24 protein-coding genes and 1 pseudogene are annotated in these 24,929 nt (G+C 61.1%); 10 read left to right on the top strand and 15 right to left on the bottom strand.

Annotated features, from left to right (window positions below):
* Nucleotides 1-344: pseudogene (locus MLD24_RS11070) on the bottom strand (hypothetical protein); the annotation flags it as partial.
* Between the two features lie 166 nt (nt 345-510).
* Here MLD24_RS11070 and rsmD point away from each other — a divergent pair.
* Nucleotides 511-1,140: a 16S rRNA (guanine(966)-N(2))-methyltransferase RsmD gene (gene rsmD, locus MLD24_RS11065; RefSeq protein WP_227172738.1), complete on the top strand. Its 630-nt coding sequence runs from the start codon at nt 511-513 to the stop codon at nt 1,138-1,140.
* A gap of 10 nt (nt 1,141-1,150) precedes the next feature.
* Here rsmD and MLD24_RS11060 read toward each other — a convergent pair whose 3' ends face one another.
* On the bottom strand, nt 1,151-2,329 hold the full coding sequence (locus tag MLD24_RS11060; protein ID WP_227172739.1) for a DesA family fatty acid desaturase: 1,179 nt from the start codon (nt 2,327-2,329) through the stop codon (nt 1,151-1,153).
* A gap of 331 nt (nt 2,330-2,660) precedes the next feature.
* Between MLD24_RS11060 and mutM the strand changes: the two genes are divergently transcribed.
* The 7 genes from mutM (at nt 2,661) to MLD24_RS11025 (ending at nt 8,469) form a co-directional block, all read left to right on the top strand.
* Nucleotides 2,661-3,473, top strand: coding sequence for a bifunctional DNA-formamidopyrimidine glycosylase/DNA-(apurinic or apyrimidinic site) lyase (gene mutM, locus MLD24_RS11055; protein WP_248166657.1), 813 nt, complete (start codon nt 2,661-2,663; stop codon nt 3,471-3,473).
* Nucleotides 3,474-3,614: 141 nt separating this feature from the next.
* A complete protein-coding gene (locus MLD24_RS11050) occupies nt 3,615-3,950 on the top strand; it encodes a hypothetical protein (RefSeq protein ID WP_227172741.1) in 336 nt (111 codons plus the stop codon).
* A gap of 105 nt (nt 3,951-4,055) precedes the next feature.
* The gene (gene yrfG / locus MLD24_RS11045; RefSeq protein WP_248166656.1) at nt 4,056-4,751 is read left to right on the top strand and encodes a GMP/IMP nucleotidase; all 696 of its coding nucleotides are present in this window, start codon (nt 4,056-4,058) and stop codon (nt 4,749-4,751) included.
* 87 nt (nt 4,752-4,838) lie between these two features.
* A complete protein-coding gene (gene hslR, locus MLD24_RS11040) occupies nt 4,839-5,246 on the top strand; it encodes a ribosome-associated heat shock protein Hsp15 (protein WP_248166655.1) in 408 nt (135 codons plus the stop codon).
* A gap of 51 nt (nt 5,247-5,297) precedes the next feature.
* On the top strand, nt 5,298-6,152 hold the full coding sequence (hslO, locus tag MLD24_RS11035; RefSeq protein ID WP_227172744.1) for an Hsp33 family molecular chaperone HslO: 855 nt from the start codon (nt 5,298-5,300) through the stop codon (nt 6,150-6,152).
* 252 nt (nt 6,153-6,404) lie between these two features.
* Nucleotides 6,405-7,943 carry a phosphoenolpyruvate carboxykinase gene (locus tag MLD24_RS11030; RefSeq protein ID WP_227172745.1) on the top strand — a complete coding sequence of 513 codons (1,539 nt, stop codon included), beginning with the start codon at nt 6,405-6,407 and terminating at the stop codon, nt 7,941-7,943.
* Nucleotides 7,944-7,989: 46 nt separating this feature from the next.
* Nucleotides 7,990-8,469, top strand: a complete 480-nt coding sequence (locus tag MLD24_RS11025) for a hypothetical protein (protein WP_248166654.1) — start codon at nt 7,990-7,992, stop codon at nt 8,467-8,469.
* A gap of 126 nt (nt 8,470-8,595) precedes the next feature.
* Here MLD24_RS11025 and MLD24_RS11020 read toward each other — a convergent pair whose 3' ends face one another.
* The 4 genes from MLD24_RS11020 to MLD24_RS11005 form a co-directional block, all read right to left on the bottom strand.
* A complete protein-coding gene (locus tag MLD24_RS11020) occupies nt 8,596-8,904 on the bottom strand; it encodes a hypothetical protein (protein WP_248166653.1) in 309 nt (102 codons plus the stop codon).
* Nucleotides 8,905-8,932: 28 nt separating this feature from the next.
* Nucleotides 8,933-10,099 (bottom strand): lipase family protein, encoded by a 1,167-nt coding sequence (locus tag MLD24_RS11015; protein ID WP_227172748.1) that lies wholly within the window; start codon nt 10,097-10,099, stop codon nt 8,933-8,935.
* Between the two features lie 9 nt (nt 10,100-10,108).
* Nucleotides 10,109-10,621 (bottom strand): carboxypeptidase-like regulatory domain-containing protein, encoded by a 513-nt coding sequence (locus MLD24_RS11010; RefSeq protein ID WP_248166652.1) that lies wholly within the window; start codon nt 10,619-10,621, stop codon nt 10,109-10,111.
* A gap of 366 nt (nt 10,622-10,987) precedes the next feature.
* Nucleotides 10,988-11,287 carry a hypothetical protein gene (locus MLD24_RS11005; protein WP_248166651.1) on the bottom strand — a complete coding sequence of 100 codons (300 nt, stop codon included), beginning with the start codon at nt 11,285-11,287 and terminating at the stop codon, nt 10,988-10,990.
* Between the two features lie 231 nt (nt 11,288-11,518).
* Here MLD24_RS11005 and MLD24_RS11000 point away from each other — a divergent pair, with 231 nt between their 5' ends.
* On the top strand, nt 11,519-12,394 hold the full coding sequence (locus tag MLD24_RS11000; protein ID WP_248166650.1) for a M15 family metallopeptidase: 876 nt from the start codon (nt 11,519-11,521) through the stop codon (nt 12,392-12,394).
* A 2-nt stretch (nt 12,395-12,396) separates the two neighbouring features.
* Nucleotides 12,397-12,888 (top strand): hypothetical protein, encoded by a 492-nt coding sequence (locus tag MLD24_RS10995; RefSeq protein WP_248166649.1) that lies wholly within the window; start codon nt 12,397-12,399, stop codon nt 12,886-12,888.
* A gap of 492 nt (nt 12,889-13,380) precedes the next feature.
* On the opposite strand, the gene MLD24_RS10990 is transcribed toward MLD24_RS10995, so the two are convergent.
* The 9 genes from MLD24_RS10990 to MLD24_RS10950 form a co-directional block, all read right to left on the bottom strand.
* Nucleotides 13,381-14,049: an ankyrin repeat domain-containing protein gene (locus MLD24_RS10990; protein WP_248166648.1), complete on the bottom strand. Its 669-nt coding sequence runs from the start codon at nt 14,047-14,049 to the stop codon at nt 13,381-13,383.
* The gene (locus MLD24_RS10985) at nt 14,046-18,575 is read right to left on the bottom strand and encodes an RHS repeat-associated core domain-containing protein (RefSeq protein WP_248166647.1); all 4,530 of its coding nucleotides are present in this window, start codon (nt 18,573-18,575) and stop codon (nt 14,046-14,048) included. Before MLD24_RS10985 ends, MLD24_RS10990 begins: the two co-directional genes overlap by 4 nt.
* A 71-nt stretch (nt 18,576-18,646) precedes the next feature.
* Nucleotides 18,647-19,081, bottom strand: coding sequence for a hypothetical protein (locus MLD24_RS10980; RefSeq protein ID WP_248166646.1), 435 nt, complete (start codon nt 19,079-19,081; stop codon nt 18,647-18,649).
* A gap of 63 nt (nt 19,082-19,144) precedes the next feature.
* Nucleotides 19,145-20,011, bottom strand: a complete 867-nt coding sequence (locus tag MLD24_RS10975) for a lysozyme family protein (protein WP_248166645.1) — start codon at nt 20,009-20,011, stop codon at nt 19,145-19,147.
* Nucleotides 20,012-20,073: 62 nt separating this feature from the next.
* Nucleotides 20,074-20,940, bottom strand: a complete 867-nt coding sequence (locus MLD24_RS10970) for a hypothetical protein (protein WP_248166644.1) — start codon at nt 20,938-20,940, stop codon at nt 20,074-20,076.
* 82 nt (nt 20,941-21,022) lie between these two features.
* Nucleotides 21,023-21,868: a hypothetical protein gene (locus tag MLD24_RS10965; RefSeq protein WP_248166643.1), complete on the bottom strand. Its 846-nt coding sequence runs from the start codon at nt 21,866-21,868 to the stop codon at nt 21,023-21,025.
* Nucleotides 21,869-21,898: 30 nt separating this feature from the next.
* The gene (locus tag MLD24_RS10960; RefSeq protein ID WP_227172761.1) at nt 21,899-23,722 is read right to left on the bottom strand and encodes a type VI secretion system Vgr family protein; all 1,824 of its coding nucleotides are present in this window, start codon (nt 23,720-23,722) and stop codon (nt 21,899-21,901) included.
* 81 nt (nt 23,723-23,803) lie between these two features.
* Complete coding sequence (locus MLD24_RS10955) at nt 23,804-24,283, bottom strand: Hcp family type VI secretion system effector (RefSeq protein WP_248166642.1); 480 nt, start codon at nt 24,281-24,283, stop codon at nt 23,804-23,806.
* A 151-nt stretch (nt 24,284-24,434) separates the two neighbouring features.
* Nucleotides 24,435-24,926, bottom strand: coding sequence for a hypothetical protein (locus MLD24_RS10950; protein WP_227172763.1), 492 nt, complete (start codon nt 24,924-24,926; stop codon nt 24,435-24,437).
* Nucleotides 24,927-24,929 lie beyond the last annotated feature (3 nt).

The raw sequence follows: 24,929 nt of genomic DNA, 5'->3' as shown, positions 1-24,929 counted from the left end.
TCTGGCTCTGGCTCTGGCTCTGGCTCTGGCTCTGGCTCTGGCTCTGGCTCTGGCTCTGGCTCTGGCTCTGGCTCTGGAGCAGGCTCCGGCACCGTTTCCGGGGCGACAACGTCAGGCGCCGCGGCGGGCTCGGCCGGTGTGACAGCAGGCGCTTCAGCCGCCGGGGCCTGATCCCGTGCGGCTGCTGTTGGCAACGGCTGTGGCGCGGCTCCCGCTGTGGCCTCCGGCTTGCGCTGGGGTACCGGCTCCGGGCGGGGCACCCGTCGGCGGTTCGCCGCCAGATCGCCAACGAACAACAACACAAGGAGGGCCAACAGGCCGATTGAAATCCACTCTGCCGTCATAGTCTTACCATCAGTCTGGAATGGGCGGGAACGTCCCGGGTCGCCGGGCGCCCCAAAAGGAAAGCGCCCATTCTAGCGGCAGGGGCTGGCGGCGTCCAAACCCGCCCTTTGGTGGCCTGCCGCTTTCGGCTACCATAGGCGCCGACGCTCACTCCACGGAACCGCCATGCCCCGCAAACGCCCCGCCAAACAACCGTCCCGCGCCAGCAGCGGGGAACTGCGCATCATCGGCGGAGACTGGCGCAGTCGCAAGCTGCGGTTCCCGGATGCCGGCGGGGTCCGTCCCACGCCGGCCCGCACCCGTGAGACCCTGTTCAACTGGCTGTCGTTTCACCTGGCGGGCAGCCGTTGCCTGGACCTGTTTGCCGGCAGCGGCGTTCTGGGGCTGGAGGCGCTGTCCCGGGGGGCCGCCGAGGTCACCTTCGTGGACCACACCAGCGCCCTCACCCAGGCTTTGCGGGATAACCTGCGCCTGCTCGAGTGCCGCCGTGGCCGGGTGGAAACCCAGTCGGTCGAGCGTTTCCTGGCCACGCCACCGGCGCAACCGTTCGACATCGTATTCATGGACCCGCCCTTCCGCCAGAACTGGCTCGACAACCTCTACCCGGCGCTGGCCGGCGACGGCTGGCTGCACACCGGCAGTTGGGTCTATGTTGAGCACGAAAGTGATGGCGCGGTACCTGCAACACCGCCGCATTGGCAGCTACACCGGCAGAAGAGCGCCGGCCAGGTGAGCTACAACCTGTTCCGGGTGGGTGAACGCAACGACGCCCCAAGCGGGGCGTCGTCGGACTAACAGTAAGCGCTTACGCAGCCGGGCGTAAGGAGTAAGCCTTGAGGTGAGTGGCAAACTCCTCCAGGTAGCGGATACCGCTGGCTTCCGCCTCGCGACACCACTCCATCAGGGCCTGCATCTTTTCCTGCGGTTTAACGCCACGGCGACGCCACAGGGCCTGCAGTTCCTGACTCTTGTCGTAGATCTGCCGCAGCACCGGGTTGCTCTCCAGCACCGAATCCAGCTGGGCCTGCTCGCGGGGCTCAATCAGGCTGACCTCCCGTGACAGCAGCTGACGGAGCTTGCGGTAGCGGGGCTTGATCTCGTCTTCCATCAGCGTCCGCTGCTGACGCAACACCGGCTCCATCACCCGCTTGCGGTACTGACGCATGATGTCGAAACGGTTGTTGGCAATCGCCTGCACGGTCTCCACATCCACATCCTGCTTGCCCGGCACGTAGTGCACGATGGGACGCACGCCCTTGGGCTTGGCCAAGCCGAACAACTGGAACAGACGAATGTAGCCCCAGCCGATGTCCACCTCATACCAGCGCCGGGACAGCTTGGCGGAATTGGGGTAGGTGTGGTGGTTGTTGTGCAGCTCTTCGCCACCGATCAACAGCCCCAGCGGGGAAATGTTGCGGGCGTTGTCGGCACACTCGAAGTTGCGGTAACCGATGTAGTGGCCAATACCGTTCACCACGCCAGCGGCCCACACCGGAATCCACATCATCTGTACCGCCCAGATCCAGATCCCGTGGACGCCAAACAGCAGCAGATCAAGAGCCGCCATCAACGCCACACCAAGCATCTTGTGGCGGGTGTAGACATTACGCTCAATCCAGTCTTCCGGCGTCCGCTGACCATAACGCTCCAGGGTTTCCGGGGTAGCAGCCTCGGCGTAGAGTTCGGCACCTTCGAGCAGCACTTTGCGGATACCGCGAACCACCGGGCTGTGGGGATCTTCCTCCGTCTCGCACTTGGCGTGGTGCTTGCGATGGATGGCGGTCCATTCCTTGGTGTTCTGGCCGGTGGTCATCCACAGCCAGAAGCGGAAAAAGTGAGCCAGCGCCGGATGCAGATCCAGGGCGTTATGCGCCGAATGGCGGTGCAGATAGAGCGTGACGCTGACGATGGTGACGTGCGTCAGGGCCAGTGCAACCAGCACCAGTTGCATCACCGACAGGTCAAGGAGACCGTTGTACCACATACCAGAATTCCTCGGGGGGATCACGATGGCGCCGGGCAGCGCCGATTATTGTATTGGGTTTGTTGTCAGGGGCTGTTCTCAGGAGTCAGGCCCGCAAATGGGACAAGTGCCGCTACTGTAGCTTACGGGTGTACGCCAAACAAGCGAGTTGCGTTGTCAGAAAGTTACCTTTTGCATCCATTTTCAACGTCTTTTTACCGCAGCCCGCGGCCCCCGCTCTTCACCCCGCGGCAAGCCAATGACACAATGCCGGAATCCCGCCCAGACAGGCCGTTGACATTCCGTTACCGGCTCCCACAATCAGGGTTCCGATCCACCCAGGAGTACCATCGTGCCGGAACTGCCGGAAGTTGAAACCACCCGCCAGGGCATCGCCCCGTTCTGCGAACAGGCCACCGTTGAGGAGGTCATTGTGCGCAACCCCAGCCTGCGTTGGCCAGTACCGACGGACCTGGCGGAACAGCTGCAACGGCAGCGAATCAACGCCGTTGAACGACGCGCCAAGTACTTGCTGCTTCGGATTGGTGACGGCACCGTGATCGTGCATCTGGGAATGTCCGGCAGCCTGCGGGTGATCACCGACGACAGTCCGCCACAAACCCACGATCATGTCGAACTGCGGCTCGATTCGGGCGTCCGGCTGCGCTACAACGACCCACGCCGGTTCGGCTGCTGGCTGTGGAGCACGGAGCCGGAGAGCCATCCGCTGCTCGCCAGAATGGGCCCGGAGCCACTGGCCCCCGAGTTCACCGGCCCCTACCTGCGACGCCAGGCCCAGGGTCGCAAGACACCGGTCAAGTCACTGCTGATGGACAACCACGTGGTCGTGGGCGTCGGCAACATCTACGCCAACGAAGCGCTGTACAAGGCCGGCATTCATCCCCAGCGACCGGCCGGCCGTATCAGCCTGGACCGCTATCATCGACTGGCGGCTGCGGTCCGGGAGACACTCAGCGCCGCCATCCTCGCAGGCGGCACCACCCTGCGGGATTTCGTCAACAGTGACGGCAAGCCGGGCTACTTTGCCCAGTCGCTGCTGGTGTACGGCCGCGGCGGCGAACCCTGCCACCACTGCCAGCGGCCATTAAAGGAAATCCGTATGAACCAGCGCACCACCGTCTACTGTCCGCGCTGTCAGCGCTGAGCTGTCAGTGATGACCTGTCAGCGACAGCCAGAACGGTTGAATTTTCACCAATCTGGACCATAGTTAGGAAATCCGGGCCGCGCCCTTTGCCGTCAGGGTCAATACGGAGCGCGCCGCGTCGAACCCCAAGGAGACCGACCATGACCACCCGGCTTTCCCGATCCCTGCTTGCCGTCGCCACCGCCACCATTCTCAGCCTGTCCGCAACCAGCGGCCACGCCCGCACCGTGGACGAGTCCCCCAGCGCCGCCGCCATGACCGTAGACGCCCTGGTGGCGCGGCCGGTACTGCTGGCCACCACGGTGGTTGGCGCGGCGGTGTATGTGGTGTCGCTGCCCTTCTCGCTGCTGGGCGGCAACGCCAGCGAAGCCGGCGAGGTGCTGGTTCTGGGCCCGGCCAAGGCCACCTTCGTGCGCTGCCTCGGCTGCACCCAGAACGGCCGGCTGCAAGAGCCGGTCAACCCCGACGAGCGCTAAGGAACCTCCGGTTAGCAATACCGGGCTATCTCCGCGTTTTCCACGGTTGCACCCGCTGCGGTTCTGCGTCAGCCTGAGGGTGAATTCCTCAGGCTGTGATTTCCCATGCTGAACTGGTCAACCCTCGACACCCTGCTGCTGGACATGGACGGTACCCTGCTGGACCTCCATTACGACAACCACTTCTGGCTTGAGCACCTGCCCGCGCGCTACGCCCAGCAATACCAGCTCACCCCGGACCAGGCCCGGGACCACATCCTGCCGATGATCCAGGCCGAACGAGGGTCGCTGAACTGGTACTGCACCGATTACTGGAGTGAGCGACTGCAGCTGGACGTCAACGCCCTCAAGGCGGAAGTCGGTGACCGCATTGCCTACCGCCCCCACGTCGAGGAGTTTCTTGAGACCGCCCGCCAAAGCGGACTGCGCACGGTGATCGTCACCAACTGCCACCCCGATCCGCTGGCGCTGAAGCTGAGCCGCACCGGTCTGGACAAGAAGGTGGATCACATCGTCTCCAGCCACCAGCTTGGCAAGCCCAAGGAAGACCCGAGTTTCTGGCGGGATCTGGCCCAGACCACCCACTACCAGGCCGACCGCGCCATGATGCTGGACGACAGCTTCCCGGTGCTGGAAAGCGCCAATGCCGCCGGCATCGGCCAGTGTCTCGCCATCCTCGCGCCCGACAGCCGCCAGCCCCACCGGGAGCGACACCCGCACCTGCCAGGTATCCACCACTTCGACGAAGTGCTGCCGGAACTGCGCCGCCAGCGTCAGGGGCATGCCGGAAATCCGGGCTGAGCCTCTGTTGCGCCAGCCCATCGGGCTCGGTGCCATCCGGCGACTGATGCCGTTATAATGTGGGCATAGACTCGTCAGGTGGGAGACATGAGCGACAGCAACCAGACCGAATCCCGGGTCCGGCTCGACAAATGGCTGTGGGCAGCCCGGTTCTACAAGACCCGATCCATCGCCAAGGACGCTATTGAAGGCGGCAAGGTGCATTACAACAACCAGCGCTGCAAACCGGGCAAACTGGTGGAAACCGGTGCCCAGGTCACCCTTCGCCAGGGCTGGCAGGAACGCATCGTGATCGTGGACAACATCAGCGATCGCCGACGCGGCGCCCCTGAGGCCCAGAAGCTCTACCACGAGACCGACGACAGCATCAAACGACGGGAGGACATGGCCTGGCAGCGCAAGACCCTGCAGGCCGCGCAATTGCCACCGGCACGGCGGCCGTCCAAGAAAGACCGTCGCGACATCCAGCGATTCCGGGAACAGAACGGGCTCTGATCCGCCTTCCCCAACGTTCAACCTCGGCTTGGCCGTACCAGGAGACATACCATGGCGTCCCAGGACCAGTTCCAGCGCTTTATCTTTGAACACAGCGAGATCCGGGGAGCCTGGGTCCAGCTCTCCGACAGCTTCCGCGAAGCCGCCAGCCAGGCGCCCTACCCGCCCACCGTGCGGCAACTGCTGGGTGAATCCCTGGTCGCCAGCGTACTGATGAGCAGCACCCTGAAATTCGAGGGCACGCTGTCGCTGCAGGCCCAGGGCGAAGGCCCGCTGAGCACCCTGATGACCGAGTGCAGCCACGATCGCCATGTCCGTGGCCTGGCCCGCTACAGCGCCCCGGCGGCGGCGGAAACCGGCCTCAACGCCCTGTTGGGCGAAGGCCGCATGGCCATCACCATCACTCCACAGCAGGGTCAGCGCTACCAGGGCGTGGTACCGCGGGAACAGGACACCCTGGCCGGCTGCCTGGAGGACTACTTCCAGCGCTCGGAGCAGATCGATACCCGCCTGTTCCTGTTTGCCGATGACCAGCGCAGTGCCGGCCTGCTGCTGCAGCGCCTGCCCGGCAGCAGCCCTGAAGACCAGGAGCTGTGGGAACGCATCAGCCAGCTGGCCGCCACCACCACCAGCGAAGAAATGCTCGAGCTGGACAGTGAAACCATGCTGACCCGGCTGTTCCACGAAGAGGAAGTGCGCATCTTTGACGCCGAGCCGGTCGCCTTCCGCTGCAGCTGCTCCCGTGAACGCACCCTGGAGGCCCTGCGCTCCATCGGCGCCGACGAGTGCTACAGCATCCTCGAAGAACAGGGCAGTATCGATATGGACTGCCAGTTCTGTCACGCCCATTACAGTTACAACCGTAACGACATCGATCACCTGTTTACCGGTCATTCCCTGCACTGACCACGCGTTCCGGACCGGCCTGTGAAATGATTCGCGTTTTCGCAAGCCGGCCCGACCGATTGGCCCGGAGCCCGCGTCTGGCGCGGCTTTCCGGGCAGTCGTTTTTTACTGGCGTCTCTGGCATAATAGCGCGCCTGAATTGACCCGATTGCTCAGAATTCCGTCAACCCCACCCCGGTCTTCCGGGGGCAGGCACAGCGTGCAGACCGGTATTCCGAGTGATCACGAAGACACCCCGAGGGCGAGGTCGAAGTGAGCAACACTTATACTGATCTGAGCGCAGCACGACTGGTCGAGCTGGCACTGGAAAGAGGCGAAGGCCAACTGGCGGCCAATGGTTCACTGGTGGTCAAGACCGGCAAGCGTACTGGCCGCTCTCCCATGGACCGCTTCATTGTTGAGGAGCCCAGCACCGCGGACGCGATCCACTGGGGCCCCATCAACCGCCCGTTCGACGCCGACAAGTTCGACGCCCTCTGGGACCGCGTGGAAGCCTACATCGCCGAGAAGGACCAGTTCCTGTCTCACGTTCACGTCGGCTCCGACCCCGAGCACTACCTGCCGGTTCGCATGACCACCGAAACCGCCTGGCAGAACCTGTTTGGCCGCAACCTGTTCATCCGCCCGGAGAGTTACAACCAGGCCGACAAGCAGGAGTGGCAGATCCTCAACGCCGCCGGCTTCCAGTGTGATCCGGAGCGTGATGGCACCAACAGCGATGGCTGCGTGATCATCAACTTCGCCAAGCGCAAGGTGCTGCTGGCCGGCATGCGCTACGCCGGTGAAATGAAGAAAGCGATGTTCTCGGTACAGAACTTCCTGCTGCCGGAAAAAGACGTACTGCCGATGCACTGCTCCGCCAACGTTGGCGAGAATGGCGAGACCTGCCTGTTCTTCGGCCTGTCCGGCACCGGCAAGACCACCCTGTCCGCCGACCCTGAGCGCTTCCTGATCGGCGACGACGAACACGGCTGGGGCCCGGGCACGGTCTTCAACATCGAAGGCGGCTGCTACGCCAAGTGCATCGACCTGAGCCAGAAGAACGAGCCGATCATCTGGGACGCCATCCGCTTCGGTGCCATCGTCGAGAACGTCACCATCGACGAGGAAACCCGCGAGCCGGATTACACCGACGTCTCCCTGACCGAAAACTCCCGCTGCGCCTACCCGCTGGAACACGTTGAGAAGCGCGTTCTGGAGAACCGTGCCGGCGAGCCGTCCCACATTGTGTTCCTGACCTGCGACATGACCGGCGTGCTGCCGCCCGTGTCCATCCTCAGCAAGGAAGCGGCGGCGTACCACTTCCTCAGCGGCTACACCGCGCTGGTGGGCTCCACCGAGATGGGCTCCTCCTCCAAGCTGAAATCCACCTTCTCCACCTGCTTCGGCGCACCGTTCTTCCCGCGTCCGGCAGGCGTTTACGCCGAGCTGCTGATGAAGCGGATGGACGAGTTCGGCAGCAAGGTGTTCCTGGTCAACACCGGCTGGACCGGCGGCGCCTACGGTACCGGCAAGCGCTTCAGCATCCCCACCACCCGCGCGATCATCAGCGCGATCCAGAACGGCGACCTCGACGACGTCGAGACCGAGCACCTGCCGACCCTGAACCTGGAAGTGCCGACCAGCGTACCGGACGTCGACAGCCAGCTGCTCAACCCACGCAACACCTGGAGCAGCGCCGACGAGTATGACGCCAAGGCCCAGGAGCTGATCGGCCAGTTTGTCGACAACTTCAAGAAGTTCGACGTCTCCGACGCCATCGTGGCGGCCGGACCGAAGCTCGCCGACTGAGCCAACGGAAAACCGCGGCCACCGGCCGCGGTTTTTTTATCTCCCCATGACCAAAACCCTGATGACCTGGCTGATCCGCCTTGGCCTTGCCGCCCTTGTTCTGGTGGTAGCGGTCGCCGTATGGTTCGGCATCCAGTCCTCACGCAACGTGGAGATTGCCCAGCCGTACTTTGAGCAACGGCTGCCAGCAGTCCTGACCGGTGATCCCGCCGACCTTGCACCGATACTGACAGCGCCGCTGCGAGACCGCCTCGAAAGCCCTCAGGGCCAGCCCCTGCGCGATCTACTGACCCGCCTCGGACCGCTGGAGTCCTTCAGCCAACTGCAGTACGTGGGTGGCCACGCCGACATCCCCATCGGGACTCAGCACTTCGACCTGCTACGATTCTCACTGCTGGGCCAGTTCCGCCACGGCCGCGCCCAATTGGGCATCACCCTGGCTCAGCCGGCCGACCGGGACAGCGCACCGTTCCAGATCCACCAGTTCGATGTTCAGTCCGACCTGGCGCCCGATGGCGATCGCTAGCAACACTCCATACCCCCACCAGGCCACAACGCCAGCTATCTACAATCCCAAACACAAAAAACCCGTTACCAGCGTTTCCACACCAGTAACGGGCCAGGGTGACCAGGGGCCGGCAGTGAGCCTGGGCTAGCGTTCGCGGTACACGAACAGCTCGCCGGAACCGATCTTGTCAGCGATGTCCTTGATCAGTTGGTCTCCGGTATCCGGAATCGCCCAGGGCTTGCCATGGACATGCAGCCATAGCTCCACCATCACATTGTGAAACGGGTCCTGGGCCGCATCCACGATGGTGGCCAGGGCCTCCCGGGCATAGGTTACGCTGGGCAGGAAGGCTTCCTGCACCGGATGTCCGGTTTCGTCCAACCGGGGTACCTTGGTGAACACCAGTCTCTGGTTGAGCTCGTCACGCAGGTAGAAGGCATCGTCGAAAAGCATCGGCGGCTATCCTTTTCCGGCAGCGGGCTCAGGCCCGCTGCAAGGCTTCACGAACGGCGCGGTAGAGCGCACCAACGGTCTTGTCGAACACCCAGCGGATAAAGCTGAAGGTCAGCTCCACCACCGCGGTGACCGCCACACGGGCAAACGCCAGCATGTGCCCCAGCAACCCACGGGCCTGGTCCGCCAACTCCCGCGAAGACTGCGCCACCTGCTCAATGGTACGAGCCAGCAGGTCGTAGAAGGTCAACGTTGAGCTGACGGCAGCCTGGGCCAGCACGGCGGTGTAGTAACCGGCGTCCTTCAGCAGGGTGATCAGCGCGGCGGAAATCCGCTCGGACCAGTAGGCGGAGAACGACGCCTCGTGACGACGCTCGTAGTCCAGCCGCACCGGCTGCTTGAGGAAGTCCAGAGAGGCCTGATGCAACCGGCTCCAGTCTGAGGTGTTGGCGGTGTTGCGGTAGCCCGGCACCTTGTTCTTGCCCATGCCGTGGGCGTCGATGGCGATCCCGGAGCCGTTGTCCAGACGGTACTCAAAACCGTTGGCCGGCGCGTGGATAAACGGCCACAGCGGCACGTTGGGCACCGGGTCGGCGCCGTGGGTGCAGCGGTACAGCCGGGCAGCGGCGTGGGTGGTGTGCTGGGCGAAGCCTTCCAGGCCGACCCGGGGCGCACCAAAGGTGTAGATGTTGACCGGCTTGCGGTAACGATCCTTGATCCAGTCAGCCGTCAGCGACGCCAGGGCGCCACCCAGACTGTGACCTACACAATGCACGCCGCGGCTGTCCGTGCCGGTCAGGTGCGGTGACAGCAGGGACTCGAACGCCCCCTTCATGCTTTCGAACGCCTCGTTGAAGCCGGCGTGCACGGTGGAACCGCTGGCGCAGGTGGAGTAACCCACGTTGCCGTTGGTCAGCCAGTCGTGACCGTCCTGGGTACCCCGGATGGCCACCACGTGCTGGCCCTGGAACTGGTTCTTGCCATGCCCCACCAGCGCAAAGCCGGAGGTCTTGGAGAACAGCCCAAAGAAACCACCCGTGGTCCCGGTCACCGGGCCATTGGACAGATCGATATCAAAAGCGGACTTCAGTTCCTGGCTCTTTTTCAGCCCCAGGTTCGGAATACTGCTTGGAGACTGGATCTCATACACAAGATCCGCCAGCTCAGAGGCCAGCCTAGGCGATAATGCTTGCATAACATATCCTTATGATGACGTTTTCCATCGACAGATACTGCCAATAATATGGTCGAACTGCGGGTTATCCGGGATTGGGAAATAGTGATCGATCTCTTCATTCGCTATATCACAATCCAGATTCTTCAACAGATCCGAGATCACCGGTTCTTCGTCAATCCGGTCCGTTGTGTATTGCCATAGGATGTAATATTCGCCTTCATATTTAGCTGCCACCACCTGACGAAGGCGGGCCTCGATCAGAGGCTTACCAGGTGTGTTTGAGCGGGTTGTCCACTCCGGGAATGAGAACCGGCCCTCGGCGTCGGTCTCGACCGTTTCGGCCTCGACCTCGTCGTAGGTGGCCTCACGGATGATTTCCACGCCCGCCAGGGGTTCACCCTGATTGGTGAGGCGCCCTTCCACAGACGGGAAAAGCAACACGTCGTACTTTTTCAGAAAACTGAACATCCCTGCGTATACTCCAGTCGCTGTTGCAGCAGCCAGCACAATGACAAGTGGAATCCAAATGCGTTTAATCAAGACAACACCATCCCGGGGCAGGCTGGCTTTTTATCGGGGGAAGGCAGGCGCAAACATCATCGCTATGCCTGTGCAGGCAGGTATTCAAAACACGCATTGCACATGTTAAGAAAACATACATGTTCCTGATCCCTGAACAAAAAAGCCAATACCTGGCTAAATTCGAATCAAAAGTTATCCAAGCGCCCCGCCACTGTCAATTACCATTCCATGACGGCAAAATAGCAACATCGCTGCAAACGTCGCTCCCATACCAAAGCAGCCAGTATACCCCAGTGTGACGTTTTGTAATCAGCACCGAAAATGTGACACGGTTCCAATCCACAGGGATGCCTCGCCATCGGTTCCGATTCCGCGCCTCCATCCTTAACGGCCCGTCAACAGGCCGACAAAAACGCCATAAAACACCGCTACAGCCACCGGCAGCCAGTACCAGTGATACTGTGAACTCTCAGCGCCCGCCAGGTAACTCACAATAACCCCCGCCGCCGTCAGCACACACAGCCCTGGCAGGGCATAGATGGCCCCGTTCAACAGCGCCGTCTGCCATGGCTGCAACTCGGTGGTATTGGCAGCACCGGCGCCCATGAACACACTGAACATGAACAACATAAAGGCCAGCATCAACTGCCCCAGCGTGCCAAGAATCACTCCCATCAACGACATTGCTCGACCTCCCTGCGGCGCGATCTGGAAAAGGCTGCCACTTTAGCGCCTATTTCCTGCGGTCGCGACCTTCAAACGGCGCGCTACAACGCTTTGTTTGGCGGAGCAATATGTCACCAAAGCCGTCATTGACAGTGTTTCGGGCGGCCCTTAACGTCCGCCCCAAGGAAGATTCAACCAACCCGTGCCCCGGTCACGCCACCGAGGTACTGACACAGATAAGGACATCCGATGGCAACGCCTTCCCCCTTCGGCCCGTTCGAACTCAAGCGTGGCGACAGCGACAAGCAGCAGACCTGGGGCGGCCACAAACGGCCGAACGCCGGCAACCATGTCACCACCCTGCAGGAAGCCCTGGTGGCCGTAGACATCCCCCTGTCCATTATCGACGGCGAATTTGGCCCCGGCACCGAGCAGGCGGTAAAGATGTTCCAGTGGTGCCTCACCGCGCACCCCTATCGCCGGTTCAACCAGGCCCTGGTGACCGATACCCGCAATGTCACCCAGGCCGTAAACGGCCGAGTGGACAGCCAGACCGCCAGCGAGCTTGAACGCTGGCTGGACCAAAGCTACGCCAGCACCGGCGACCTGGTGAGGCTGGACAGCGCCCTGCTCGACCACATGGAAGTCGGTGATGGCTTCCGGGTGCTCAGCCACGCCTCGGTCCGGGACAACGACGTAGTGGTGGCCTCAGCCGCCGCCGACCTGATCACCACCGCCAACACCAAAGCCGGCGAACGCTCGGTGCAACTGGTGCTGAACCAGGCCTTCCGGGTGAACGGGGTGCCGGTCTCCGGCGCGGTGGTCACCCCCGCCACACGCTCCCAGCACCTGATCGGCCATGCCATTGACTGCAACATCGTCGATGGCAACAACTGGAACAACAGCCGCACCTTTGCCGCCGGCCGCCAGACCGACGGCGCCACCAACCTGATCAGCGACCTGAAGACCGCCGGCTACCGCTGGGGCGGGGATTTCTCAAACCCGGACACGCCCCACTTCGACAAGCGGCTGAACCCATACGGTGACGCCTACGGCTTCAAGTTCTTCTTCAACCAGCGCACCATCACCAATAACCTGCCAATCCCGCTGAAGAACCTGGAGTAATCATGGCCCTACTACGCTCCCTGATCACCCTCGGCCTGGCGCTGCTCACCAGCGCCTGCGCCCAGGCCGATACCACCCACACGCCGCTGGCCGAGGCCTGGTCCGCTGGCAAGGCCATCGTCGTCACCATCGACGCCACTCCCAGCGACACCGACGAAACCTACGGCGACTTCGCCTACTACCTCAACGACTTCGCCACCAACGCCGGTGACGACTGGGCCTTCTTCGAACTGGATTCACAGCAGACCAATCCCGACATCCCCATTGAACTCAACGTCACCGCACCGCCCTACTCAGTGCTGTTCATAAAAGCAGGCACCCCCCAAGGCTACCTCTACCCCGGGCCGATCCTCGAGCCCCAGGTGTACGACTTCGTGCAGCGGCGGTTTGAGGGAAAAGAGGTGCCAGAGTATCTGTATCAGTTTGGTCCGGATGAGGTGCGGGTGGAGATGGATGAGGAAAGCGGGCTGTTCAAGGTTGGTGTTGGGCCATAGCATCACCTGCTACCCAAAGGCGGTGTAAAGAGCCTACCAGCACAAGTACGCCCTGATCGTTAACCAGCAAGAAACTAAGCGCCATAGGGTGGCGAGCCACAGAACCTATACCTAAACGAACAAGACTAGACGCCGACGGCTGCGATCCTGCTCCGGGTACCGATGCCCTCCCAGCAGGCAAGTGAAAAATATATCTGTCCCGGTTTTCCGCGGTTTTCCTGTAGCAGCAGTAATCAAGCATTGAAGGTGATGTGGCCTCCGGAGAAATCGGCCTAAACCTAGCGACGTGCAAGTGGCGAGAAGGTCCAAGTACCATTCTGGAAGCGGGTGCTGGCGATGATTTTGCATGTAGGAACTTGACATCGTAACACTTTCAGCCGCTTTTTTATCCGCCATGAGAAACCGGGCTAGTAGCCTGTTGGTTTCTGTAAGGACAGCTCCCGGCACTTCTCCGATAGCAGAATAAATCTGGACTTACCCTATCACCTACATTCAGTGCCGAACTTTACCCTTTAATAAAATACCTATTTCTCGGAAACACTCTGATAGCTCGAATACATCACAACCATCATCGTCTTTGATAGAAAGATCGGCACCATGATCAACAAGATACTTAACAACATCATAGTTACCTTCCACAATGGCATGCATTATAGGGGTTGCACCATCAGAGTCCTGAAGATCTACATCACACCCTAGAGACACCAATTGCTTGACCCTACCCAAATCCCCTCTATATGCAGCCTCATGCAATGGATAACCACTTCCATCCCCCTTAGACCTAAAAATACTAGGGGAAATCAATTCAAGCTTTGCTTTTTCTGAAACCCAATCACGATCTTCTAAAACTTTCAGACCCGTCAAAATAAAATCAACAAAGTCCTTCTTCAAGGCCTTTTCAGATTCTATAGTCCGATAGAGAGTTGCAATCGAGCCAGCCTCTTGATATTCCAAGACAGTGTAACCATCAACAAACGCAGTAAGGGAACTACCACTCCCTTCTAAAACATAGACTTGCCTATGCTCGTCATCTGGCTCGGAATGAAACTCATCAAAAAGCTCCTCTATAAGTGCATCTAGTTTTGATAAAGCTTCAGCTTGATCCAGAGACTCTCGCTCTCCATAGCGATGCCCCATTTCATAATTCAATTCCATAATCATCTATCACCTTCTGCCCATTGACCAGGGGATCTTCCACCTTTATGGCCAACTATTTTATGAAGCCCCAACGGCAACAATTGCATACGCCCAGAATCTTGATGATGATGCCAAGTATAGCCTTCTTGTTTTCCTCCAATAAGTTCATCAAGATATCTAAATTGCTGAGCATCACTTGCCTTATGAAGTTCTTCAGGCAACACAGTATCTACAATTGCGTAATCATCAAAGTCAGCAAACTTTGTCTCTTTATCAACTTGAATCTCTGGAACCAAGCCCAAAGACCTAGCCTTATTTCTTAGCTTGCTTCGTTTATACTCAGACAAATTAGGATCTATATCATCCCATTTCCAGTTTCTATTTGAATAAACCTTATCAATATAAGCTGATAGCAACTCCCGATCTTTGGGCGGAACCGAGGCCAACTTATCATCAATGAAGGCTTGATCGGGTCGAGTAAATGACTTGACTGGCTGACGAAGTAAACTGCCAGAAACAACCGGAACTTCCCCTCCACCTTGCCCTAGCCACTCATGTTGCGAGAGCGTGCCACCATTAGCAAGATAGTCATTGTAAGCCTGTTCCTGCAACGTTTCCAACGGACTTTCCAGCGGCGAATGCAGCAACTTTTCAGCCTCGAAATAGTCTCGCGCAGCATCCGGCAAGTCTCCAGTGCAAGTACCTGACGCCTGCTCTTGAAGGTAAGCTGCGCGATACTGCCGGTTCATATGCTCCCTAACCATCCCACTCTTCTGATCCAAGGTGAGAGGTTTGACAGTCCAGGCTTCCAGCGTAGCTCCGTCCGGGGCCTCAACAGTTTCGATACGCGGTTCTTTGAACCTCAACCCAGGCGCCGGCCCCATCGCCAGTGACACCACACCTGCCGCCGTCGTGACCGCACCCGCCACGGTTGCAAGCGCGGTTCCTAGTCCCAAACGACCTGCAGTCTGAGTGGCCGTTTGTGGCGACAGCACCACTCTAGAATCGACAAACTTAACAGTAACGGGAGCACGACCGGCACCGCCATATCCTAAAAGTGCGCTTAAAGGTTCCAAGCAGACAGCATCTTCGTTTCCACTACTGAACGCTTCATCTACATCAGCTACCGATAAACTCTTCTGTTCCAACCCCAAGGGGTCTGCAAAGTCGGCTGGGTTCTTTGTATACCGATAACTGTTGAGCCCTCCATCCCAAGCTATGGGGTCGGGCGAAAGATAACGCCCCACCTGTGGCTCATACTCCCGAAACCGGTTCTGCACGATCCCCGTCAGCTCATCCTCAAACTGCCCCGGCAGGCGGATGGGTTGGTGGATGTGGCCTTTCGGGGTGTCCGGCTGGCACTGGCCCCAGGCGTTGGCGTTGGCCTGCCAGAGCTTTTCCCCGGCACGGCTCCACAGGCGGATGGGCATCATGCGCCAGTCCAGTTCGTAGAAGCAGGGCTCGCCGTCAATCAGGGTAAGTAATGGTTCATCCGTTTTCGGGTCCCGGAGATACCACTGCCACTGGCCCTGGGGGCTCTGCTCGCCAAGCAGCACGTCCCCGTGCCACAGGTAGGTGGTGGTGCCAGCCTCGGTTTTGCGCCAGGCCCGGCGGCCTAAGGCATCGTAGCCGTAGGTGACCCTCAGGCCCGGGCGCCGTACTTCGATGAGCTGGCCTTCGCCGTCGAACTGGCGGTGTTCGGTGGTCTTGCCCACCACCCGGATTTCCGCGCCCAGGGCGTCGTACTCGCGGCGGTCGCTGGCGGTGCGCAGCAGGCGGTCGTTCTCGACCACGCCGCCCTCCGGTACCCGGTTACCGCCGAGGTCGTAGTGGTAGACAGTGTCGTTTTCCTGCACCAACTGGCCCTGGCCGTCCCGGCGGTAGCGGGTGTCGCCGGTGTCACTGTCGCTGGCGACTTCCAGCCGCGACTCCTGGTCCCAGCGGTAGCGCCGGGTGGCCTGGGTCTGGCCCTGCCACTTGCGCTTGATCAGGCAACCGTAGCGGTCGTGAAGCTGGCTCTGGCGGTTGTTGCCGGCGCGGCGTTGGGTTTCCCGGCCCTGGGTGTCCAGGGTGCGTTCGATCAGAGTGTCGCCATTCACCGCCAACGTATCCCAGCGGCCCTGGGCGTCGTAGCCATAGTGGACCTGGGTGCCGTCGGGCAGGTCCATGCGTTCCAGCCGGCCACCGGGGCCGTAACCGTAGGCAAGGCGGTGGTGATCCTGGTGGTGTTCCGCCACCTGGCCCTGGGGCGTCCATTGCCAGCGCAACTTGCGGTCGGCACAGTTGGCGTGGCTGCGGCGGCCAAAGGCGTCGTACCGGTAATGGCGGCTGACCGCCTTGCGGTCCCGGCCCTGGCTGGTCTGGCTCAGTACCCGGCCCGCCGGGTCCCGCTCGGTGTGCTGGACCCAGAGGCCGGGGTGTTCGCGGTGGGTGATGTGGCCGGCAGCGTTGTAGCGGAAACGGATATCGCGGCCATCGGGGGCCGCGCAGCGGTCGACCTGGCCGGCGGCGTTCCAGCCCAGTTGCCACTGCTGGCCATCGGCCCGGGTAATCGCGGTCAGGCGTTCGCTGAGGTCGTACTGGTAACGGACCCGGTGGCCATCAGGACGGCGGTAGGCGGTGGGCCGCAGCAGATCGTCATACTCGTAACCGTGCTGGTCGCCCTGGGCGTTGATAAAGGTGGTCAGACGGCCGGCGCTGTCGTACCGGTACTGGCGGCTGCGCTTCTGGTCCGGCGCCTGCTCCGGGTACTGATGGACCGCCAGCAGGCGCTGACCCTCGTAGTCGTACTCGGTGACCAGGTCCTGCTCCAGCCGGCCGGCGACGCGGCCGTCCGGGTGGAAGGCAAACCGCTGCAACAGGCCATTGCGGGCGCTGGCCAGTACCTCGCCGGTATTGCCACAGCCCAGGTCCACGGTCTCGCCGGTATCACTGGTGGCACGGCTGGGCCAGCCATCGGCGTCGTAATGGTAGTGCCAGCGACTGCCGTCGGCGCGCTGTTCGCTCTGCAGGCGTCCGGCCAGATCCACCTGGCGGGTGAGGGTGCGGCCGTCCGGCCACTGCTCGGCGATACAGAAGCCCAACTCGTTGTAGTGCCAGCAGTGGCTGCGGCCGTCCGGTTCGATGGTCTCGACCTTGCGGCCCTTGTCATCGAACACGTGACGGGTGGTGGCGCCATCGGGGCGGGCTTCCTGCATCAGCCGGCCCAGGCCGTCGTAGGCCCACTGCCAGACGCCGCCGTCCGGGTCCTGACGGGCGATGATGCGACCGCTGTCGTCGTAATGGAAGACCTGGGTATGGCCATGGGCATCGTGCACCTGGGTCAGGTAGCGCTCGGGCTGGTAGTCAAACCGGAAGTCGTGATGGCCCTGGTCACCGCGGCTGCGCAGGCAGCGGGCGCGACGGCCCTGGCCCTGCCACTCGAAGAGGAAGGCGTAACCGGTGGGCAGTTCCCGGTGGGTCAGCAGGTGCTGGGCGTACTGGTACTGCTCGGTGCCGTGGTCGCTCTCGGCACGCACCAGGTTGCCGTGTTCATCGTAAGCATACCGGGCCAGGAGCCGGCTCTCGTCACCCCGTTCCAGACGCAGCTCCCGTACCAGGCTAGGCTCGCTCTTGCCATAGCGCAGTACCACGGATACCTGGGGATTGAGCTGGATACGGGTCAGGCGGAAGGCGGCATCGTAACGAAAGCGCCACTGCTGACCGGTGAGGTTCTGGACACTGGTGGGCCACCAGGTCCTGCCGTCCTCGGTGGCCAGAATCCAGGCCCGGCCGTCAGCCTCGGTGAGGATCATGCGGTTGTCCCGGCGACGCTCCAAGCGCAATCCGGTGTGCACCTGCCAGGTCATTTCACCCGGCTTGAGGAAATCCAGCTTGAGGGAACGGGCGTCGTCGTCGAGCACCCACAGGTGGTCGTCATCGAGATCGATCCGCCGCAGGCCCGGCATGGCCCAGCCGGCGCCCAGACCAAGCTGGCGATCGCAATAGCCGGAACGGTAGCGCCGAACCCAGGCCAGCGGCATGGGGCCGTCGATCACGAAATCCTCGATGTCGAGGATTTCCTCACCGGTTACCGGCGCTACCGGGTCACCCTGCAGTTGCGATTCACCGCTGGCTGCCCCCGGATCATCTTCATTGGTGGACGAGGAAGTGCTGCCTGACCCCTTGGCAGAGCCAGATGATCCGCCGCCACCACTACTAGAGGTACGCGCAGAAGTGCATCCCGCGGTGTCGCCGCCGCCTACCCCGGGAGACAGTTTGTCCGCCGGTTTGCGGCGGATGACCAGTTTGCCTTCGTACACCAGCCTTGCAACGTGCGGAAACAGCTGGGTGGCATTGTTGGCCAGATGAGCAGGAAGGCCATTCGCCTCCAACAGCCCAGTCCACTGACTGTGGTTGGCATCCAGGGATTCACCAAACCGCTCCCGTAACCAGGAATCCCAGCAACCGGAACCGTCCGCAATCTCGGTAGTATCCGAACCCTGAACGGAGTCCGGCGGTGCTATGTAGTAGGTGCCATCGTTTCGCACGATCTCGATGTGACTGGCCATGTCTGTGCAATCCCTGCCTTAATTCACTGCGATATGACATCCGGTCGGTGCCGCCTCCGGGCGGCACACGGTTATCGGCACGTCAGTTTGCCGAAACGGCCGTCCCGGGTGACCGGCAGGCTGCACGCCAGCCGTTGCTCCCCGGGCGCGGCGCGCCGGATGTACTCCACGTCAAATTCAAACCCGCCCAGCTCCCGGTTGAAGCCAATGGCGGAAAAACCGGTGTAGGCGGTGTCACGAAAATCCACCACCTCACCGTCTGATACTGCGATGTCGCAGACGTCCTGCCGGGCGCTGATCTGCCATCCACGATCCGGGTCGATGGCCTCAAACCTCAGGCAGGGGTAGTCGGTCTCGGTGTTGAAGCGGACAAAACGCCAGAGGGTACCCTGATACCGGGTTACGCCCACGTCCATGGCGCGACCGTCCACCTGGGGTGGCTCCATACCACCGGCCTGCACCAACAGGGGGGTTATCAACAGCCCTAACAGCCACCACCGTTGCATCCCTCAAGCTCCTTCGTCTCTGCCGTTTCACCGCGCCAACCGCAGTGTCCGATGGCCGCCCCCTTACGCCAGGTAGCGCACCCGGCGCTGGAAGCGGTCCGCCGGTACATTACTCCACAGGCTGGCGTTGCCCAGCACCTGACGGAAGGCAGCCAGGTCGTTGGCCACCACCGGCGGCTGGACCTGGCGCCGGGTGGTGCCGGTGTAATCGCCACGGAACCGCAGGTCCACCAGGGTGTCGCGGATACGGCCATCGAGGCCGGCCCAATCGGTTGGACCATAGCGCTCCAGCACATCCTGCTTGCCGCAGATGCGGATCACATCCTGTTCCATCTCGCTGTAAACCGTCTCAAACAGCGACAACTGGACAGCGGGCGTTACTTCGAAATCCAGCAGGTCGTTGTCGATGATGAACTGTTCCGCCGCCGCGCCGGACAACCGCACTGCGCCTGCCAGGGTGTTGGCACGGTTGGCCGCCAGGCCAGCCGCCGCCAGTTGCCGGGTGACTTCAGCACGGGTCCGTTCGCGCAGGTCGTAACCACGGCCGATAGTGAGGCCGGATGACGCCGAAGGCACGTGCAGAATGCGGCTGTGGTAGCGCCCGCCTTCCTGGCCTTCCGCCTCCCAGGTCAGGCGTCCCTGACCCGGCGCCACCACCGGCTGACGGGTCCGGGAGGCTGCCAGGGTTTCCAGCAGCCAGGTCCAGCTCTGGCTGCCGGCACGAACCAGGCCTGAGGCCACACTGACGCCGCGATCACTCTGGAAGCGTGCAATGGCCGCATCCAGTTCATGGCCGGCGGTACTTTCGATGGGCAACGCCGCCTGGGACCGGGCCCGGCGGTGAACGTTCACCAGGGCCCGTACCAATCGTACATCCTGGGCGCGATTCGCACCGCCGCACCCGACACTCCCTGTTAACTGCAGGTTCATCACCTCATGCTCCCTTGATTGTCACGGCCTGCGGTTCGGTTACTATTACCTTCAGCTTGCCTTCAGCCGTAACGTGCGGCCTCCGCTGCCTCGTCATCCTGTGTCGCGTCACCCAGCGCGGGGGCATCCAGGGCCGCTGGCCCGAACGCCGGAGCACCGCTGCCCTGGACCGGCGCCACCACCGTCACTCCGGCCAGCGGGCTGTGCTCATCCAGACTCAGCAGGGCACCGGGACGATGCCAGTCCCCCAGGCGGTAGCCGTCCAACAACCAGTACAGCCCCCAGATCGCACCGACCACACCGCAGGGTGGCAACAGTTGCTCCGGGAATTCCCAACGCAACTCGGGCCGACTCCAGGAGGTCAGGCTCGCCAGAAATGGCATCAGCCGCTCCAGACCGGCATCCCGGGGGTAGTCCGGGCACACCAGCACCTCGATGGTGGGCTCCGCCATCTGGGCCTGGGCCAGCAGGGAGGTCAGGTCATTGTGCCCCGCCAGCCGACCATCCATCGCACTGTGTTGAATCGTCACGCCCTGCTTGCCAGGCGCCAATGTCAGCGACAACCACTGGCGTCCGTCGATCTGATCGGCGGCCATCAGCCGGGTCGGCCGGTCATGGGTGCGCAGTGCGCTCAGAGCCAGCGCCAGGCCGGCTCTACCGAAACTCACCTGAACCGGCAGATCGGCCAGCGCCGCCTGCCAGTGTTCCCGCCGGGATTGTTCTGTCGATGGCAGTATCAGCCAGGTCGCCAGCCGCGTGTCCAGGCGGCTGCGCAGCCACTCAGGGGACAGCAGGCCATCATCGGCGTCACCGGCGCTTTCAGCCGGCGCGGGTGGTTGGTCTTCGGGCAGATCAAACCCTGCCGTCAACCAATCGGCGATGGCCACACCGGCGATCTCGCCGTTCAATTTGACCAGTTGCCAGCTCACTGTCCGATCTCCCCTGTTTCAACCGCCCCGGTGTTCAGACACCCGGTTATCCCTGGGCACAGACAAGGGGCGGGGTAACGGTCTACCAGTGGCCGCCGAACAAAGACCAGGGCGCGCCTTCAAGTCCCGCCCAGTTGGCCCACCAGTGCCGTTGGCGCAATCGCAGACCGGTGGGATCATCACCCTCGGTCTGCAACCCTTCCAGTTCTGTGGCGGCCACCTCCGCGTCGGGGCCGCCCTGTTCCGCCAGTTCCTGCAACCAGGGCTCAAACTGGGCACAGCCAGAGGCGCCCATGGCCTCGATCACATCGGTGCCGTCAACGTGGCCCGTCAGCCAGTTCACCAAGGTCGGCCGCTGCTCTTCCTGCGCTGCAAGCAGCAGCGGATAGAACCACATCGGCCAGACCGTCTGTGCTACCAGCCACAACCGAGGCATCAACTCCCGTGTTCCAGCCACCGATTCACCGGCGCGGAGGGCCTCTAGAGCCGCCAACCATTCGCACCAGGGCGAGGGGCAGTCCGCCTCAAGCCCCCGACGCGCCAGGGCCATCACCGACCAGAGGTCGGTTTCCGGCGTCGGCGCCGCCTCAGCGACCATCCCCTCGGCCGGCAGCGACACGCCACTGTGGCAGGCCGCCAGTTGCCAGTGCACCGCCGTCACGGTGTCCTGGTCCAAACTGTCTTTCAGCTCCGCCAGCAGGGTGTCCAGGGTCGCTGGCTGCAGGCGAGCGTTGGTCTCCAGCCACAACAGCGCCAAACGGCCGCTGTCGATGGCCCCGTCGGTCAGCGGCCAGATTGCCGGCTGACGGGTATCCGGGTGGTGTTCACACCACAACAGCAGCCGTCGGTCCAGCTGTCGTAACAACGCCAGTGGCGCCTGATGGCTGTTGAACAGCGCCTGGCGCTGTTCCAGCAGGGTTTCCAGCATGGCAAAACTCCCTAGCCATGGCCGCCAGGATCAGTTCAGGCTGATCTTGGCGGCTTTCATGTCAATGGTGGTGCCCTGCACGCTGATGCTGGTGCCCTTGATGGAGATCGCCCCGGACGCTTCCATGGTCAGGCTGGCCGCGCCGGTCTTCAGGGTGATGCTCTGGCCGGCCTCAACGGTGATGGTCTTGCCCACCGTGACCTTCTGGTCACCCGTTATGTCGACGGTCTGGTTGTTGAGGACGGTCAAGGTATCGTCATTGCCGACTTCGGTGGTGCGATCGTTCTTGATGTCGTCGGTCTGGTCGTGCTCTACCGTCAGCTCGTGATCTTTCTCGGCGTGGACCAGCAGCAACTCCTTGCCAATGGTGTCGTCGAAACTGATCTCATTGTAGTTGGCGCCGCCCCCTTTGGTGGTGGAGCGGGTCTTGAAGCCGGAGATGTTCTTTTTCGACAACGGTTCGTACGGCATCTTGTTCTTGCCGTTGTAGACCGAACCGGTGATCAGTGGCAGGTCCGGATCACCACTGAGGAATTCCACCAACACTTCCTGGCCTTCCCGGGGGATGAACTGGGCCCCCCAGTTCTCACCGGCCCAGGACTGGGCGACACGAATCCAGCAGGAACTCTTCTGGTCGTACTTGCCTTCCCGGTCCCAATGGAACTGCACCTTGATGCGGCCATGCTCGTCAACGTAGATCTCTTCCCCCGGCGCGCAGGTAACAGTCGCGGTCTGCAGCCCCGGCACCATCGGCTTGGGCAGCTTGCGGGGGACGTAGGGCGCCTTGGTGGGCACACAGCGGAAGCTGTTGGTGTAAAAGAAATTGCCCATCGACGGCTGATTGTCGGCATTGAGGGGTACCGACGCTTCAATGGCAATCTCGGTGATCACGAATTCGTTGTGGGGCGGGATCTCATCCTCATGTTCTTTGAATGAGAACTTCAGACCAACGCCGAAAGAGCGATAGTCCGACACTGCCCGATAGCTTTCCGATTCCTGGGCGATCCCCTTGAGATGCAGGGCCGCAAGGCTGGCGCCGTCCTTGATGGGACGATCCTCGCCAAAATATCCGAACAGTTCCCGGGAACCAAAAGGTCCGCCGGGGACTTTCTCATTACTGGTGTCCTTGACCTTCTGTTTTGGGGTCTCGAAATCAAAGCCGTGCTCAATGATGGAGTTGGCGGTGGCCTTGAAGCCGGCATACCAGCTGGAGATGTGGGCCGATCCGGTCGGTCGGGAACAGAACACGACGGACCCTTCGGCAGCCTTGGGATAGGCTTTCTCATGGTCGGTGATGACCATGGTATGGGAGCCATTAGCGTGCTGGAAAAAGAACGAGAGACCCTCGTGAGCCAGCAGGCGGCAGACAAAATCCCAGTCGGTTTCGTTGTATTGGACGCAGTAGCGGTAGTTGTAAAGGCCCTTCTTGACCTTCCAGCTGAACGCCACCGAGTGCTCCCCGAGGATAGTTTCAACGATCTTCTTGACCGTTTTATCCTGGAAAATCCGACAGTTGGTGCGATTGGCCGCAGACCAGGCCCGCGGAACGATGATGGCCTCGTAGCGTTGGCCATCGCTGTTGTGCAAGGGTTTGCCCAGTTCCCAGATGCTCAGGAAATGGCCATGGAAGTAGCGCTCGCCGCCGCCTCCCTGGGACCCAAGTTTCAGGCTGACACTCACGCCTTCGCCGATGTGCTTCTTCATGTCACTGATACGCTGGTTGGCGGTAAACCCAACCCGTATCTCGAAAAGACGGGACATGCCTTCACGCACATTCAGCCGCTCAAGGACCAGCGCGTCCTTACCGAGTGAACTGTGAATCTGAAGAAAGTGGTGTTGCTTTTCCTTGCCCATGAATCGCCGCGCCTTCCTGGTTTCGGTGAATGAAAACAGAGGGAACCACACGGGTTCCCTCTGCAGGCTGGAAACCCTGGATCAGAGCTTCTGGCCTTTGAGGCCGCTGTAGCCGTAAACCAGCGGAGCAGTAACGCTGTTTTTGTCGTCGGTCGGGGTCACAGTCATGGTCATTTCGGTGTAGGAAATGGTGACAGACTCAACCGGACGATCACCGGAAACAGACACGGAGTAGTTGGAGATCATGGCATCGGTCAGTTCGATTTTCATGATTTCTTCAATTTTCTCGCCCTGCTTGGTGATGTAGAAGGTAGCCTTCTTACCTTTACCAATGGTGGCTTCTTTGAACAGGTCCGGAGAAGCGTTGTCCTGCAGCTTGGTGATGGTGATATCACCCAGGCGGGTAGCGGACGCTTCACGGTCCATGGCGGTACCGGTGTAAGAAGAGATCTCGCGATGAACGTTAAAGTCCATGCTCAGAACAGTGATCATATCCTTGTACTGTTCTGCGGTGGCTTCACCCTTGATACCTTCATACTCCAGATAGGTATTCGCTTGCATGTGTATCTCCTTGCGTTTTAAGTTACGTCCTGTAACGAGGACATGGTTATCCCAGTTCCGGCATCAGGCCAGAACCGCGGATTCTGGGCTCACTGTCCAACCATCAGATAGCAATGCAAAGGGGATGCAAACATAGCACCAGTCCCTGATATTATGCTCGCCGTTTCGGACACACAGCCGCTTCGATAAAGCCGGCTGGTGAATCGAGGTAATCGACTGAAACATAATCCAGCTTCCAGCGTTCCTGCTCCCTTTTAAATTCCATCTTAATAACAGCTGGTCGATCAAATCGATCAAATCCGTTCAGGGTCAGGCAGCCGAAACCGCCATCCCTCAACTCATAGTGCGCCGTTTTCTTCACCAGTATATCGGGCAAATCTGACAATACTGGGTAATAGTCACTGAATTCCTTTGGGTCTTCCAGACCCCGGTTGCGCATGGAGGAGGATAACGCATCCTCCATGATGTAGCCGTAGTCACGCTCCTGCAATCTATATGCGTACTCTTCATACACGTCATATAAATACACATAATCGCCATGACTGGCACAACCGCCAATGAACATTAACAGCAGCGACAGAATTTTAAACGGTGCAGCGAAACAAATACCAGAGACTTTTTGCAACGCCATGTGTATTTTCACGCC

The sequence above is a fragment of the Marinobacter xestospongiae genome, assembly GCF_023156385.1.
GTDB classification, from domain to species: Bacteria; Pseudomonadota; Gammaproteobacteria; order Pseudomonadales; family Oleiphilaceae; genus Marinobacter; species Marinobacter xestospongiae.
Note: the sequence above shows the minus strand (reverse complement) of the source record. Positions and strands in the feature narration are given on the sequence as shown.

Bases quoted from the DNA above. Each gene is read 5' to 3' on its own strand.
- MLD24_RS11060 (WP_227172739.1), bottom strand. From the start codon at position 2,329: ATGTGGTACAACGGTCTCCTTGACCTGTCGGTGATGCAACTGGTGCTG.
- MLD24_RS10985 (WP_248166647.1), bottom strand. From the start codon at position 18,575: ATGGCCAGTCACATCGAGATCGTGCGAAACGATGGCACCTACTACATA.
- MLD24_RS10965 (WP_248166643.1), bottom strand. From the start codon at position 21,868: ATGCTGGAAACCCTGCTGGAACAGCGCCAGGCGCTGTTCAACAGCCAT.
- MLD24_RS10990 (WP_248166648.1), bottom strand. From the start codon at position 14,049: ATGATTATGGAATTGAATTATGAAATGGGGCATCGCTATGGAGAGCGA.
- MLD24_RS11020 (WP_248166653.1), bottom strand. From the start codon at position 8,904: ATGCTTTTCGACGATGCCTTCTACCTGCGTGACGAGCTCAACCAGAGA.
- MLD24_RS10955 (WP_248166642.1), bottom strand. From the start codon at position 24,283: ATGCAAGCGAATACCTATCTGGAGTATGAAGGTATCAAGGGTGAAGCC.
- MLD24_RS10995 (WP_248166649.1), top strand. From the start codon at position 12,397: ATGGCCCTACTACGCTCCCTGATCACCCTCGGCCTGGCGCTGCTCACC.
- yrfG (WP_248166656.1), top strand. From the start codon at position 4,056: ATGCTGAACTGGTCAACCCTCGACACCCTGCTGCTGGACATGGACGGT.
- MLD24_RS11000 (WP_248166650.1), top strand. From the start codon at position 11,519: ATGGCAACGCCTTCCCCCTTCGGCCCGTTCGAACTCAAGCGTGGCGAC.
- hslR (WP_248166655.1), top strand. From the start codon at position 4,839: ATGAGCGACAGCAACCAGACCGAATCCCGGGTCCGGCTCGACAAATGG.
- MLD24_RS11015 (WP_227172748.1), bottom strand. From the start codon at position 10,099: ATGCAAGCATTATCGCCTAGGCTGGCCTCTGAGCTGGCGGATCTTGTG.
- MLD24_RS10975 (WP_248166645.1), bottom strand. From the start codon at position 20,011: ATGAACCTGCAGTTAACAGGGAGTGTCGGGTGCGGCGGTGCGAATCGC.
- MLD24_RS11005 (WP_248166651.1), bottom strand. From the start codon at position 11,287: ATGTCGTTGATGGGAGTGATTCTTGGCACGCTGGGGCAGTTGATGCTG.
- MLD24_RS11025 (WP_248166654.1), top strand. From the start codon at position 7,990: ATGACCAAAACCCTGATGACCTGGCTGATCCGCCTTGGCCTTGCCGCC.
- MLD24_RS10980 (WP_248166646.1), bottom strand. From the start codon at position 19,081: ATGCAACGGTGGTGGCTGTTAGGGCTGTTGATAACCCCCCTGTTGGTG.
- hslO (WP_227172744.1), top strand. From the start codon at position 5,298: ATGGCGTCCCAGGACCAGTTCCAGCGCTTTATCTTTGAACACAGCGAG.
- MLD24_RS11050 (WP_227172741.1), top strand. From the start codon at position 3,615: ATGACCACCCGGCTTTCCCGATCCCTGCTTGCCGTCGCCACCGCCACC.
- MLD24_RS10960 (WP_227172761.1), bottom strand. From the start codon at position 23,722: ATGGGCAAGGAAAAGCAACACCACTTTCTTCAGATTCACAGTTCACTC.
- rsmD (WP_227172738.1), top strand. From the start codon at position 511: ATGCCCCGCAAACGCCCCGCCAAACAACCGTCCCGCGCCAGCAGCGGG.